The organism is Serratia sp. CY37869 (genome assembly GCF_052168895.1).
GTDB lineage: Bacteria > Pseudomonadota > Gammaproteobacteria > Enterobacterales > Enterobacteriaceae > Serratia > Serratia ureilytica.
The window spans coordinates 931,467-945,239 of record NZ_JBJNLU010000001.1 but is presented as its reverse complement, the minus strand read 5'-3'; the positions used below and the strand labels follow the sequence as shown (position 1 = coordinate 945,239).

Sequence of the window (13,773 nt, the reverse complement as noted above, 5' to 3'; positions counted from 1 at the left end):
AAAAAAATCTCACTGACTGTGGCCATCGCCGCAACGTTGAACGTCAATGCAGCGACAGAAATTGACTATTCCCCTGCCGAGTACCTCAAAAACTACGCGCTTAGCGTCTGTATCGCCGAGGGGTACTCAGCAAAAGAAGTCAAAAACGATGCCGCAGCCGCTGCTCGGGGTTACATGGAGTTCGGCGATTATTCTCTGGAGGCGCATACCGCCGTCAGGGCGCTGGCAAAAGAATTTCTGGCAAAGCCCTATGACAGCATGTCTGGGGAGCCGATGACGATGGCCAAGTGCATCGATCTTGTACATAGCCAAGCGTTACAAGCCATCATCAAGAAGTACCAAGGGAAAGACGACAACTGATAATAAATACGCATCCTTACATATAATAAATGTTAGTTTAGAAAAATAGGAAAGGAATCCTGATGCAATACAAAACAAAAGCAGATCTGGATAGATCTGTCGATGAACTAAAAAAACTATCAAGAACGTTTTCACGACAGTATCTATACACCAACGAATCAAGAGCTAATTTCTCACTGGAAATAGACCAACTTATTCAGTTTGCACAAAGGGATATCAGTATACACTGCACATCCTACGCTGGGGCAATCAGGGACATTGAAGACGAGACTAATCATCTTAAACGCCAAGCTTTTGCTATCGACGCAGGAAGAAATACGCTCTATATATCAATAGAAAAAAAGAAGAGTAACAACACCACCAACCTTATTTTGAAGCAGATAGGTTTTGTCGGTGGAGGAACACAAATATTCGCCGGAGTCGGTACTTGTGCAGCGACTCTCGGTATGGCGTGTGGCGGTTTTGGCTTACCGCTGATTGCTCAAGGTACTAACAATATTTATGAAAACGGTTACTATTTACTTTTCCGAAAAGATAAATCAGGCAGTGTCAGAAATGCCTATCGATATACTGCAAAAGCACTAGGATATAGTCAGGATGCTGCGGATACAATTTATGGCACTGTAGATCTTAGCCTATCTGGATATGGAATGATCAGGAAAACATTAAAACCAGATGCCTGGAGATTATATAGGAATATCAATAGCGACTTTATTCGTGGTTGGCAAGAGATGGGCCGAACAGGTTTGACGATTGAGGTTATATCAGATTTAACAACCGGCAGCGGGATGTACGAACTCATAAAGGACAACCAAAGAAAATGACTCCAGACGTCACGCTATCAACTTACTCATATGGATTCTTATTTTCCTACTTTTCATTGTCACTCATAATTTTAGTGGCATTATATTACTTAAAAAAAATATCGGCACGCAAACACAATTATCCATTGTTTGTTTTCAACTGTCTCATTGTTGTTGTTATGGGAGTCCTACAGCTCTCAATTTTTGCATATGGAAATGATTTTCTTAATCTTTTCTACCCAATAGGCAACGATAACTATGACTCTATTCACTACGGCAGTTTGATGTTCACCTTTATCTACTTAACTCAACTACCAAAAAACACCTATTACAAAGAAGAAAAGAATCGAAGTTAGCCATCTGATTAGATGACTAAATCAACATACGCCCAAAGCAGTCTAAAATCCCCATCAGCAGGAATGCCTTATGCGATTTTCCATTGTAAAAAATAAAAGCGGCCAGGTTCCGCCGCAAAGCAGTTGCGATTTTCTGCCGCCGGGCGGCACCATCGGCCGTAGCGTGGACAACAACCTGGTGCTGCCGGACGAAGAGCGCGCCATTTCCCGTCTGCAGGCGATCGTGCACATTTCCTCTGACGGCGAATGCCGCATCACCAATCGCGGCAACGTCACCCGCGTGCTGCTGAACGATATTCCGCTGGAGCGTGGCCGCCAGGTTGAACTGCAGGATGGCGACGTGCTCGGCATCGACGATTACCAGATTGAAGTCAGCGCGCTGCAACAGCACGCCGCGCCGCAGGCTCAACCGGTGGCCAAGGCCGTTGCCGCTGCTGCGGCCCCTGCAGCCGCCGCCAAAGAAAAATCCGCCGCGCCGATCCCCAACGAAATCTGGGACAGCCTGGTGGAAGAATTTACGCCGAATGCGTCGGCCGCCGTCACACCGCCGCCGATCGCCAATCCAGACAGCCATCCGCTGCTGGATACCCCCGCTCGCGAGCTGAACCCGGCCGATCCGCTGGCGCAGCTGGCGGGCGATGTCGATCTGCGCCAATTGCAGCAACAGCAAACCGATCCGGCCGCCCTATTCAACACCGACTCCACTTTTGAGCGTGAGCATATCCTGGCCGACACCACCCCCAGCTCGCTGCTGGCGGAGCAGGCTGCGCCACCGCGCCCGGCTCCCCCCGTCCAGAATGCGCAGCAACCGGAACAAGAGCTGGATCCGCTGGCGCTGTTCGGCGGTTCATCCGCGCCCGCTTCGCCAGAGACGTTAAACAGCAACGACCCGCTGGGGCTGTTGATGGGCGGCGCCGTGCCGCTGGCTCAGCCGGAGGAACCGGCACAACCGCCGTCCCCACCACCGGCGCCGATCGCCGCACAACCGCAAGCGCCGCGCCCTCAACCGACGCCGCCGCCGGTGCAGAGACCCGAGCCGCAGCCCCAACCCGCACCGCAGTTCAGCCAGCAGGAACCGCCTGCGCAACCTCCGCGCCCGCGCCAGGGCAACCGCTTGGGCATCGATCCGGTCGCCTACCAGTCCGCCCAGCGGCAGCACGCCGCCGCGCCGAATGGCGACACCTTGGAGGGGCCGCTGCTGACGGCGCTGTTGCAAGGCATCGGTCTCGACGATCTGCAGCCGCAGCCGCATTTCGACGAACAACAGATCCGCCAGGCCGGCCGCCTGCTGAGCCTGTTCTCGCAAGGCACCGTCGCCCTGCTCTCATCCCGCTCGATCCTCAAGCGCGGCGTGAAGGCTGAGATGACCATGATCCTCGACGAGGCCAACAACCCGTTCAAACTGCTGCCTTCGGGGAAAACGGTGCTGATGCAGATGTTCGGCAGCCAGATGCCGGGCTTTATGCCGCCGGAACAGGCGGTGCGCGATGCGCTGATCGACCTGCAGGCGCACCAGCTGGGGATGATCGCCGGCATTCGCGCCATCATCGCCGCCATGCTGCAGTCGTTCAACCCGGAGCGCCTCGAAGAGGAAGCGCGCAAGGAAGGCGTGGCGCCGCGTCTGTCGCTGCCCGCCAACCGCAAGGCCGCGCTGTGGGACTACTTTGTGAAGAACTATCAGCAAACCTCCGGCGAAATCGAGGACGATTTCCACACTCTGTTCGGCGAAGCCTTCCTGCACGCCTATGACGTTGAAGTGAATCAATACAAAGACTCACAGACCAAACCGGACGCGTAATGAATATCACCATAGCCTCTACCTCCAATCAGGGCGGCCGCGCCTCCAACCAGGATCAGACCGGCGAGGTGCTCGGCAACCGCGCCGCCTGCTTCGTGGTGTGCGACGGCATCGCCGGTTTTCCGGGCGGCGATATCGCCGCCAAACTGGCGCGCGACACCATTTTGCAAAACTTCGACGGCGAAAAGCACCTTAACGCCCAGAGCATTCGTCAGCACATTACGCGCGCCAATGCCGCCATCCACCAGCAGCAGCGGCAGTCGGACGAATACAGCAAGATGGGCACCACGCTGGTCAGTCTGTTTATCGATCGCGATTACCAGCTGGCCTACTGGGCGCACGCCGGCGACAGCCGCCTGTACCTGTTCCGCCGCGGCTACCTGCATGCCGTCACCACCGACCACAGCCTGATCCAACAGATGCAGGACGCCGGTTATCAGACCAACGGCATCAACAGCAACCTGCTGTATTTCGCGCTGGGGCTCAACGAAGAGCGCGACGCCACCTACAGCGACGTGCTGCAGCTGGAAGACGGCGACGTTTTCCTGCTGTGCACCGACGGCTTCTGGCACAGCTTCAGCCAGGCCGAACTGGAACAGTCGCTGCACATGGTCAACTCCCCCAGCGAGTGGATCGCCCTGATGCAGCAGGCATGGAAGAAAAACAATAACAGCGATAACTACAGCGCTATCGCCGTCTGGATTGGCTCACCGCAGGAAACCACCCTGCTGCATTCGCTGGCGGATGCGGAACGGTTTCTCATCCGCGACTGAGTCGGCGCACATTCACAGCAAGGTTCACTATGAAATACTGGATGCCGGGGCTCGTCGCCCTGATGGCGGTACCGACCGCGCAGGCGATGAACTATCGCCTGGTTTACTCCCCCAGCCAGAAGCTGGAAGTGTTTATTGATGACGTCAAGAACAGCAATCCGGAAAGCTGGTGCGGCAAAAGCATCCCGCTGCGCATCGTCTCGGCGCAAGGCAAAGATCCGGCCGTGTTGAACGACTTTCTGCCCCGCGTCGGCAATCTGCTGGAAAAGCAGTGCCCAAAAGCCGGTCATCTGCCCTGGACGCTGACCGACAAGCGCGGTGAGAAGCTGGCGACCGGCGAAGCCGCCAAAGCGCGCGGCTGGAAACAGGTGGTCAAGCAAGAGACCGCCGAGCAGCCGCAAACCCCGCCGCCGCCGACCATTCCTGCGGCGGTGGCCGTCACCTCTGCGCAGGCGGACACCGCGCCGCCACAGCGTTTCAGCCTGCCGCAGGGCTGCCACTTCCGCACCTTCTGGGGTGACGAAGCCACCGGCGGCTCGCTGTTCATTCCCGCTGGCGACGCGCTGCGCTGCGGCGAGGACGGCTGGCTGCAAGGCAGCGGCGCGGTCACGCTGCAACACGGCGGGCAAACCCTCTCGCCGACGCTGTGGTTCCTGCAAGGTTACCCGCTGGCGAAGATTAACGGCGGCGATCGCGCGCTGACCGTCGTCAGCGCCAACGCCCAACGGCTCATTTTGGGCGGCAACCCGCAGGCGCCGGGCAGCTTCCTGCTGCTGACCTTCGAACCGCAGTTGCATGCCTGGGCGTTCAACGGTGAAGCGATCGTTGAAATGCCGCGTGTCGACGCCGCCGACGAGACCAAGATCACACAGCGCGTGCAGCAGGCGCAAACCGCCTGGCAGCCGCTGCTGAGCGCCTCCGCCCCGCTGACCTTCAAGCTGGTGGAACAGTTGGCCGCAGACCGGGTCGATCCCGCCAGCGGCAGCTACCTGTCGGTTAACGGCGCCACTCACTGATTATAAGGAAAGCCTGTGAAATCATTAGCAAGCATGCTGCAAGGCCAGTCGATCGCCGCGGCCATCACCGCCGTCGAGAACGATATCAAGGCAAAACCGGCGGATGCCGACCTGCGCGCCGCGCTGGTGCAACTGCTGTGTCTGAGCGGTAACTGGACGCGCGCCAACGCGCAGTTGAAATCCTGGCAGGCGCTGAAACCGATCGCCCAACCAACCACCTTGCTGCTGATGCAGTCGGTCAACGCCGAGCTGCAACGCCAGGCGGTATTCGCCGGCACGGCCGCGCCGACGCTGCTGCGGCAGGCGCATCCCTGGCTGAAACTGATGGTGCAGGCGCTGCATCAGGATGCGCAAGGGGCGGCCGAGCAGGCCCAGACGCTGCGCGATGAGGCGCTGGAGGCCGCCCCGGCCGGCGCCGGGCGGTTAATGCTGGCCGAAGGCGACCAAGAGCGGCAGCTGAGTTTCGACTGGCTGACCGACGGTGACGGCCGCCTCGGGCCGGTGTGCGAGCTGGCGCTCAACGGCGTTTACTACTGGGTGCCGTTTGCCGACATCGCCGCGATCCAGTTCCAGGCGCCACAGAGCGCCATCGATCTGGTGTGGAGCCATGCGCTGGTGCGCCTGACCGACGGCCGCGAACAGGTATGCCAACTGCCCGCCCGTTACCCGCTGCCCGAAGGCAGCGACGACGCGCTGCTGCTCGGCAAACGCACCGAATGGCAACCGCTGGGCGACGGCGCCCACTATGCGGGGCTGGGCCTGAAGACCTGGCTCAGCGAAAGCGACGAATTCCCGCTGCACAGCCTGCGGCAGTTGAGCTTCGACGCGAGCGCCTGACCATGAACGACAAGCGCCCACCCCACTATGACGGCGGCGATCTGCGCCGCCAGGGCTATCGCTCTCGTCAGGACAGCGAACGCCTGACTTCACGCGACAAAATGCAGCCGGTGCTGCTCGACATGCTGACCGACGACGAACCGCAGAAAAAGCAGGAGGCGCAGGTGCGCAACCTGGTGTCGCACAGCGAGCTGCGCCGCCGGGTATTGCGCGATTTGCAGTGGCTGTTCAACTGCGTCAACAGCGAATCCAATCTGGATCTCGGCGATTTTCCGCAGGTGCGGCGTTCCACCCTGAATTACGGCATCGCCTCGCTGGCGGGCAAGCGCATGTCGGACATCGAATGGCTGGACATTCAGCGCGCGCTGACCGATTCCATCCTCCATTTCGAGCCGCGCATTCTGCCCGACGGGTTGCAGGTGCGCTGCATTTCGGACACCGGCTCGCTGGAGCTGCACAACGTGCTGTCGATCGAAATCAAGGGCCGCCTGTGGTGCGTGCCCTATCCGCTGGAGTTTCTGTTCCGTACCGACGTGGATCTGGAAAACGGCCACTTCGATCTGAAAGACATAGGGTAAGGCGATGGACAGTAAACTGTTAGATTATTACAACCGCGAACTGGCCTATCTGCGTGAGATGGGCGCCGAGTTCGCCGAACAGTACCCGAAGGTCGCGGGCCGTCTCGGCATGCGCGGCATCGACGTGGCGGACCCTTATATCGAGCGTCTGATGGAGGGCTTCGCCTTCCTCACCTCGCGCGTGCAGCTGAAAATGGACGCCGAGTTCCCGCGCTTTTCTCAGCGCTTGCTGGAGATCATCTACCCCAACTACCTGTCGCCGACGCCGTCGATGGCGATCGCCGAGCTGCAGCCGGACAGCAGTAAAGGCGATATCAGCAACGGCTTCGTGGTGCCGCGCGGCACCATGATGGACAGCCAGACGCTGAAGAAAAGCGGCATTACCTGCAGTTACACCACGGCGCATGACGTCACGCTGCAGCCGGTGCGCATCGCCGGCGTCGAGCTGGGCGGCATTCCGGCCGATATTCCGCTGGCCTCGCTGGGGCTGCAGCACAGCGGCTGCGTCAGCGCGCTGCGCATTCGGCTCGAGTGCTACGAAAGCGTGACGCTCAACAACCTGCAGCTGGACCAATTGATGTTTTACCTGGCCGGGCCGGACATGCAGGCGCAGCAGCTGCTGGAGTTGCTGATGCAGCACAGCGTCGGGCTTGTCTGCCAAACGGTGGAGGCTCAGCCGCAGCGGCGGGCGCTGGCGTTGGATGGGCTGCGACAGGAAGGCTTTGCCGCCGATCAGGCGCTGCTGCCCAACGATCTGCGCAACTTCGAAGGCTACCGGCTGCTGCAAGAATATTTCGCCTTCCCGGCGCGCTTCCAGTTCTTCAGCGTCAACGGCCTGCGTCCGCTGTTGCAAAGCGTGCGCGAAGGGAAAAAGGCGCTGCGCCAGTTCGAAATCGTGGTGCTGCTCGATAGGCACGACGCCGCGCTGGAACGAGTGGTCGACGTTGCCCATTTGGCGCTGCACTGCACGCCGGTGATCAACCTGTTTCCGAAAGTGGCCGAACGCATCGCGATCAACGAAAAGAACCACGAATACCATCTGGTGGTCGACAATATCCGGCCGCTGGATTACGAAGTGTTTTCGGTGCAGCGGCTCGGCGGCAGCGCCAGCGAAAAACGCTACGAGCAAGAGTTTCGGCCGTTTTACAGCACCCTGAGCGCGGACGACGGCAACTATGGCGCCTACTTCTCGCTGCGGCGCGAACAGCGCACGCTGTCGGAACACGCCCGCCGCTACGGCACCCGCACCGGCTATGCCGGTTCGGAAGTGTTCGTATCGCTGGTGGACGAACGGCAGTCGCCGTGGCACAGCGATCTGAAATACCTCACCGCCGACGTGCTGTGCACCAGCCGCGACCTGCCGTTGATGCTGTTGCAGCAGGATCAGGGCAATTTCGTGATGCCCGATTCAATCCCGATCAAGCAGGTCTCGCTGCGCAAAGGCCCTACGCCGCCGCGTCCGGCGCTGGCCGAAGGGATGATCACCTGGCGGTTGATCAGTCAGCTGCAGCTGAATTACCTCAGCATGATGGACGGCGATCCGGAACAGGGCGCCGCCAGCCTGCGCCAGCTGCTGGGGCTGTACGGCAACCTGAGCGAGCCGGCGATCGCCAAACAGATCCAGGGCGTGCGCCACTGCAACCTGCGGCCGGTCTATCGGCGAGTGCCTGAACCCGGCCCCATCGTGTTCGCGCGCGGCATCGCCATCGATCTGACGGTCGATGAGCAGGCGTTCTCCGGCAACAGTCCTTACCTGCTCGGCAGCGTGCTGGAGCGCCTGTTCTCGCGCCTGGTGGCGATGAACACCTTCACCGAGATGACGCTCTCCAGCCAGCAGCGCGGCGAGATCGCCCACTGGCAGGCGCGCATGGGCAAAAGGACGCTGATATGAACGCGGAGATGATCGCCACCGAACTGGCGCCGCCGCAGATCAACGCGCTGTATCGCCTGCCGGACGACTTCTGGCCGCGGCTGCGCAGCGCGCCTTACAAGCACGATCTGTTTCAACTGCTGCGGCGCATCGACGCCCAGGGCGGCCAACCCTACCTGCTGGGGCGCGCGCCGCTGCCGCGCCACGAGATGCTGCGCCTGGGCCAGGAACCTTCGCTGTCGTTCGCGCCCTCCACGCTGGCGCAGGTGACGCCGCGCGCCAACAGCCCGCTGCACGACGTATCGATCTTCAGCTTCGGCCTGTTCGGCCCCAACGGACCGCTGCCGCTGCACCTGACCGAATACGTGCGCGAACGGGTGTACCACCATCAGGACACCACCCTGCTGGCGTTCACCAATCTGTTCCATCACCGGCTGACGCTGCTGTTTTACCGCGCCTGGGCCGACGCGCAGCCGACGGTGTCGCTGGATCGCCCGGACAACCGGCGCTTCGACGAGTACCTGTCGAGCCTGATCGGCATCGGCCAGCCGGCGCAGCAAGAGCGCGACAGCATCAACGCCCACGCTAAACATTTTATGGCCGGTCATCTGATTCGCCACAGCCGCGATCCGGAAGGCCTGAGCAAAATTTTGCAGCAGTATTTCAAGGTGCCGGTGTGCATCGTCGAAAACGTGCCGCACTGGCTGCGGGTGGAGCCGCGCGAGCAGGCGCGGCTCAAGGCCGGACGCGGCGCGCCGCGGCTCGGCGAGTCGGCCTTTCTCGGCATCGCGGTGCGGGATATCCAGCACAAGTTCCGCATCGAACTGGGGCCGATGCCGCAGCAGGACTATGACCGCTTTCTGCCCGGCGCCGATCTGTGCCGGCAACTGCGCGACTGGGTGCGCCAATACCTGGGCATCGAGTTCGTCTGGGAAGTGCGCCTGATCCTGGCGAAGGAACAGGCGCACGGCATCCAGCTCGGCGGCGTGCAGCGATTGGGCCTGAGCAGTTGGCTGGCCGACCATCGGCGACAGCGCGATCTCGACGATCTGATCTTCAGCCCTGAACCGCTGGAAAACCCGTTCTGACCCTATTTCGGCCGGCGCCCTGCGGCGTCAGGCCACTCTGAGACCTGAGGAAAACCATGTCTGAAATCAGCCGCTCGGTATTATTCGGCAAACTGGATAGCCTGTTATTCACCTCTCTGGAAAGTGCGACGGCGTTTTGCAAGCTGCGCGGTAACCCCTACGTCGAATTGGCGCACTGGCTGCATCAGCTGATGCAATCGCCGGACGGCGATCTGCAGCAGATCGTTCGCCACTTCGCGCTGGACGAGGCGCAGCTGGCGCGCGACATCGTCGAGGCGCTCGATCGCCTGCCGCGCGGCGCCAGCGCCATCTCCGATCTGTCCGAGCACATCGACAGCGCGGTAGAACGCGCCTGGGTCTATGGCTCATTGAAGTTCGGCGCGGCGCGCATCCGCGGCGGCCACCTGCTGCTCGGCATTCTGAAAACCTACAGCCTGCGCCACCTGCTGAAGGCCATTTCCCCGCAGTTCGAGCGCATCAACGCCGATCTGCTGATGGAACAGTTCGCCGCCATTACCGCTCACTCGGCGGAAAACGCCCAGGATGCGGCGGCGCAAAGCGGCGCCGAGCCCCTGCCCGGCGCGGCGCGCAGCGGTGAAAGCGTGCTGGCGCAGTATGCCCAGGATCTGACCGCCAGAGCGCGCAACGGCGAGATCGACCCGGTGGCCGGCCGCGATGAAGAGATCCGGCAAATCGTCGATATTCTGATGCGCCGCCGCCAGAACAACCCGCTGCTGACCGGCGAGGCCGGCGTCGGCAAAACCGCCGTGGTGGAAGGCCTGGCGCTGCGCATCGTGGCCGGCGACGTGCCGCCGCAGCTGCGCGACGTGAAGCTGTGCCTGCTGGACATCGGCATGCTGCAGGCCGGCGCCGGCGTCAAGGGCGAGTTTGAAAAACGGCTGCAGGCGGTGATCGACGAAGTGCAATCCAGCCCGACGCCGATCATCCTGTTTATCGACGAAATTCACACCCTGATCGGCGCCGGCGGCGCCCAGGGCACTGGCGACGCCGCCAACCTGCTGAAACCGGCATTGGCACGCGGCCAACTGCGCACCATCGGCGCCACCACCTGGTCGGAATACAAGAAATACATCGAGAAGGATCCCGCGCTCACCCGCCGTTTCCAGGTGGTGCAGGTGCACGAACCGAGCGAAGACAAAGCGCTGCTGATGCTGCGCAGCACCGTCAGCCCGCTGGAGCAACACCACCGCGTGCTGCTGCTGGATGAAGCGGTGGACGCCGCGGTGCGGCTGTCCCATCGCTATATTCCGGCCCGCCAGTTGCCGGACAAGGCGGTGGCGCTGCTGGATACCGCCTGCGCGCGCGTGGCGGTCAGCCAACATGCCGAGCCCGCCCAGGTCGAAGACTGCCGCCACCGCATCGATGCGCTGCAGATAGAGTTGGATATCGCCCGCCGCGAGGCCAAGGTCGGCATCGGCGATCCCCTGCGCCCGCAGGAGATTGAAGCCCAATTGACCGCGCTGCGCCAGGAACTCGAACAGTTGACCGAGCGTTGGCAGCAGGAGCTGGCGCTGATCCAGCAGATCATCACGCTGCGCGCCCAACTGCACGCCCAAGAAGAGGCGAGCACCGACGAAGAGACGCAAACGCGCCCTGATGCCGACGCGCTGCGCGCCCAATTGGGCGAACTGCAGCAGCAGCTGAGCGCGCTGCAGGGCGAAGCGCCGCTGATCTTCGCCGCCGTCGACGCCAACATCGTGGCGGCGGTGGTGGCCGACTGGACCGGCATCCCGCTGGGCCGCATGGTGAAAAACGAGATTGAAGCGGTGCTGCAGCTCTCCGACACCCTGAATCAGCGCGTCATCGGCCAACGCCATGCGCTGGATCTGATCGCCCGCCGGGTGCGCACCTCACGAGCGCGGCTGGACGATCCGAACAAACCGGTCGGGGTATTCCTGCTGGCCGGGCCCTCCGGCGTCGGCAAAACCGAAACCGCGCTGGCGCTGGCGGAAACCCTGTACGGCGGCGAGCAGAACGTCATCACCATCAACATGAGCGAATTCCAGGAGTCGCACACCGTTTCGACGCTGAAAGGCGCGCCGCCCGGCTATGTCGGCTACGGCGAGGGCGGCGTGTTGACCGAGGCGGTTCGCCGCCGTCCTTACAGCGTGGTGCTGTTGGACGAGATCGAAAAGGCGCACCCGGACGTACATGAAATCTTCTTCCAGGTGTTCGACAAGGGCTGGATGGAGGACGGCGAAGGCCGTCATATCGATTTCCGCAACACCATCATCATCCTGACCTCCAACGTCGGCACCGATCTGATCGCCGGGTTGTGCAGCGATCCGGAGCTGCTGCCGGAGCCGGAGGCGCTGAGCGGTGCGCTGCGCCAACCGCTGCTGTCGGTGTTCCCGGCCGCCTTGCTCGGCCGCCTGCTGGTGGTGCCGTATTACCCGCTGACCGACGCCACGCTGGGCAACATCGTGCGCCTGCAATTGGGCCGCATTCAGCGTCGCCTGGCGGAGAATCACGACATCGTCTGCACCTTCGACGACGCGGTCATCGAGCAGATCGTCAGCCGCTGCACCGAGGTGGAGTCCGGCGGCCGCATGGTCGACGCTATCCTGACCAACACCCTGCTGCCGCAGATCAGCCACACCCTGCTGACCGGCAGCGCCAACGACCAGCGCTATCGCCAGCTGCATATCGCGCTGCAGAACAACGAATTCATTTGTCAATTTCAGGCATAACGCCGCGGCCGCCGAGACGGCGGCCCTTTGAACACAGAGAGTCATCACTATGTCGGGAACCGGGATAACCAAACCGAATTCGAACAGCCTGCCGAGCGGCTATCGATTCAATGAATTCGAGATCCAGGAAGCGATCGGCGAAGGCGGCTTCGGCATCGTCTACCGCGCCTACGATCACCAACTGGAACGTACCATCGCCATCAAGGAGTACATGCCAACCTCGCTGGCGAAACGCAACGACGATCTCAGCATCGGGCTGCGCGGCGAACGCTTCGGCAAAACTTTCCAGGCCGGGCTGAACAGCTTTATTCAGGAGGCGCGTCTGCTGGCGCGCTTCTCGCATCCCGGTCTGCTGCACGTATTGCGCTTCTGGGAGGAGAACGGCACCGCCTATATGGGCACCCAGTTTTACAGCGGCACCACGCTGAAAAACCTGCAGGCGCAGCAGCCGGAGAAAATCGACGAGGCGTGGATCCGTCGGCTGCTGCCGCCGCTGTTCAGCGCCATCAACACCATCCATCAGGAAGGCTATCTGCACCGCGACATTTCGCTGGATAACATCCAGATCCAGGAGAGCCAGCTGCCGGTGCTGCTGGACTTCGGGTCGGCGCGCAAAGAGATCGGCAACCTGTCGGACGAAACGGAGATCATGCTCAAACCGGGCTTCGCGCCGATCGAGCAGTACACCGAGAACAGCGACGGCGAACAAGGGCCGTGGACCGATATCTACGCGCTCGGCGCCGTGCTGCACACGCTGATCGTCGGTTCGCCGCCGCCGGTCAGCGTGGTGCGCAGCATCGAAGACAGCTACCAGCCGCTGACCGAGCGCCGCCCCGCCGGCTACTCGCCGGAGCTGCTGCGCACCGTCGATCGCGCGCTGGCGCTGAAGCCGGAAGACCGCCCGCAGACCATTGACGAAATGGCCGAGTTGTTGCACCTGCCGATCGCCGATGAAAACGAAATAATCAGCACCCCGGCCGCCGCGCCGGAGAACTTGCTGGTCGCCGCCAACCCGGCCGCCGCTGCGGCCGCAGCCGGCACCGTTACCGCGCGCGGCACCCAATTCTCGCGCCCGATGATGGCCGGCGCCGGCGTCGCCGCGCTGCTGGTGATCGGCGCGATCGCCTGGCTGAGCGGCGGCAAGGACGATGCCCAGGCCGTCGCTCAAAACAGCGAGGCGTCACCGGCGCAGAAAACCCTGACGCAGCAGCCGAGCGCGCCGCAAACCGCGCAGCCTGCGGCGGCGGAACCTGAAAAAGCGGCGCCGCCGGCGCAACCGGTGGCGTTGGTGTACTTCAAACTGCAACCGGGTGAGCAGGTCAGCCTCGACGGCAAGCCGCAGCAGGTGACGCCGGGCGAAAACGGCTTCGCCAGCCTGAACCTGGCGCCGGGCCGCTATCAGCTGGAGATCCGTCACAACGATCGGCTCCGCCGCCAGCAGCTCAGCATCGACACCGCCGGCACCTGGCTGGTCAACCCGGCCACTGCCGGCTAATCCCGTTCTGAAACTCCGCCTCGGCGGGGTTTCCCCTATTTCATGAGACTGACGAGCAACTGCCCCCTCATTGGCCGCGCGGCAAGGC

General features: G+C 61.8%; 11 protein-coding genes. All 11 read left to right on the top strand.

Going from position 1 to position 13,773, the window contains the following annotated elements:
• Nucleotides 1-6: 6 nt before the first annotated feature.
• The 11 genes from ACJ8J1_RS04510 to ACJ8J1_RS04460 all read left to right on the top strand — a co-directional run bounded on the left by ACJ8J1_RS04510 (nucleotide 7) and on the right by ACJ8J1_RS04460 (nucleotide 13,685).
• Nucleotides 7-360 (top strand): T6SS amidase immunity protein Tai4 family protein, encoded by a 354-nt coding sequence (locus ACJ8J1_RS04510; RefSeq protein WP_050594451.1) that lies wholly within the window; start codon nucleotides 7-9, stop codon nucleotides 358-360.
• A 62-nt stretch (nucleotides 361-422) separates the two neighbouring features.
• Nucleotides 423-1,184: a DUF4225 domain-containing protein gene (locus ACJ8J1_RS04505; protein WP_033643557.1), complete on the top strand. Its 762-nt coding sequence runs from the start codon at nucleotides 423-425 to the stop codon at nucleotides 1,182-1,184.
• Nucleotides 1,185-1,589: 405 nt separating this feature from the next.
• The gene (tagH, locus tag ACJ8J1_RS04500; protein WP_442520326.1) at nucleotides 1,590-3,317 is read left to right on the top strand and encodes a type VI secretion system-associated FHA domain protein TagH; all 1,728 of its coding nucleotides are present in this window, start codon (nucleotides 1,590-1,592) and stop codon (nucleotides 3,315-3,317) included.
• Nucleotides 3,317-4,090: a PP2C family protein-serine/threonine phosphatase gene (locus ACJ8J1_RS04495; protein WP_033643559.1), complete on the top strand. Its 774-nt coding sequence runs from the start codon at nucleotides 3,317-3,319 to the stop codon at nucleotides 4,088-4,090. The genes tagH and ACJ8J1_RS04495 overlap by 1 nt, the downstream gene beginning before the upstream one ends.
• 29 nt (nucleotides 4,091-4,119) lie before the next feature.
• On the top strand, nucleotides 4,120-5,106 hold the full coding sequence (locus tag ACJ8J1_RS04490; protein ID WP_442520325.1) for a type VI secretion system-associated protein: 987 nt from the start codon (nucleotides 4,120-4,122) through the stop codon (nucleotides 5,104-5,106).
• A 15-nt stretch (nucleotides 5,107-5,121) separates the two neighbouring features.
• Nucleotides 5,122-5,943 (top strand): type VI secretion system accessory protein TagJ, encoded by an 822-nt coding sequence (locus tag ACJ8J1_RS04485; RefSeq protein WP_033643561.1) that lies wholly within the window; start codon nucleotides 5,122-5,124, stop codon nucleotides 5,941-5,943.
• A gap of 2 nt (nucleotides 5,944-5,945) precedes the next feature.
• On the top strand, nucleotides 5,946-6,521 hold the full coding sequence (locus tag ACJ8J1_RS04480; protein ID WP_033643562.1) for a type VI secretion system baseplate subunit TssE: 576 nt from the start codon (nucleotides 5,946-5,948) through the stop codon (nucleotides 6,519-6,521).
• Between the two features lie 4 nt (nucleotides 6,522-6,525).
• Nucleotides 6,526-8,412, top strand: coding sequence for a type VI secretion system baseplate subunit TssF (gene tssF, locus ACJ8J1_RS04475; protein WP_033643563.1), 1,887 nt, complete (start codon nucleotides 6,526-6,528; stop codon nucleotides 8,410-8,412).
• Nucleotides 8,409-9,479 (top strand): type VI secretion system baseplate subunit TssG, encoded by a 1,071-nt coding sequence (gene tssG / locus ACJ8J1_RS04470; RefSeq protein ID WP_050594427.1) that lies wholly within the window; start codon nucleotides 8,409-8,411, stop codon nucleotides 9,477-9,479. The genes tssF and tssG overlap by 4 nt, the downstream gene beginning before the upstream one ends.
• Before the next feature lie 56 nt (nucleotides 9,480-9,535).
• Entirely contained in the window at nucleotides 9,536-12,190 is a 2,655-nt protein-coding gene (gene tssH, locus ACJ8J1_RS04465; protein ID WP_033643564.1) for a type VI secretion system ATPase TssH, read from the top strand.
• A 49-nt stretch (nucleotides 12,191-12,239) separates the two neighbouring features.
• A complete protein-coding gene (locus tag ACJ8J1_RS04460) occupies nucleotides 12,240-13,685 on the top strand; it encodes a serine/threonine protein kinase (protein WP_033643565.1) in 1,446 nt (481 codons plus the stop codon).
• Nucleotides 13,686-13,773: the final 88 nt, after the last annotated feature.

Coding starts and splice junctions, on each gene's coding strand:
- tssG (WP_050594427.1), top strand. CDS start 8,409: ATGAACGCGGAGATGATCGCCACCGAACTGGCGCCGCCGCAGATCAAC.
- ACJ8J1_RS04490 (WP_442520325.1), top strand. CDS start 4,120: ATGAAATACTGGATGCCGGGGCTCGTCGCCCTGATGGCGGTACCGACC.
- ACJ8J1_RS04495 (WP_033643559.1), top strand. CDS start 3,317: ATGAATATCACCATAGCCTCTACCTCCAATCAGGGCGGCCGCGCCTCC.
- tssH (WP_033643564.1), top strand. CDS start 9,536: ATGTCTGAAATCAGCCGCTCGGTATTATTCGGCAAACTGGATAGCCTG.
- tagH (WP_442520326.1), top strand. CDS start 1,590: ATGCGATTTTCCATTGTAAAAAATAAAAGCGGCCAGGTTCCGCCGCAA.
- tssF (WP_033643563.1), top strand. CDS start 6,526: ATGGACAGTAAACTGTTAGATTATTACAACCGCGAACTGGCCTATCTG.
- ACJ8J1_RS04480 (WP_033643562.1), top strand. CDS start 5,946: ATGAACGACAAGCGCCCACCCCACTATGACGGCGGCGATCTGCGCCGC.
- ACJ8J1_RS04460 (WP_033643565.1), top strand. CDS start 12,240: ATGTCGGGAACCGGGATAACCAAACCGAATTCGAACAGCCTGCCGAGC.
- ACJ8J1_RS04505 (WP_033643557.1), top strand. CDS start 423: ATGCAATACAAAACAAAAGCAGATCTGGATAGATCTGTCGATGAACTA.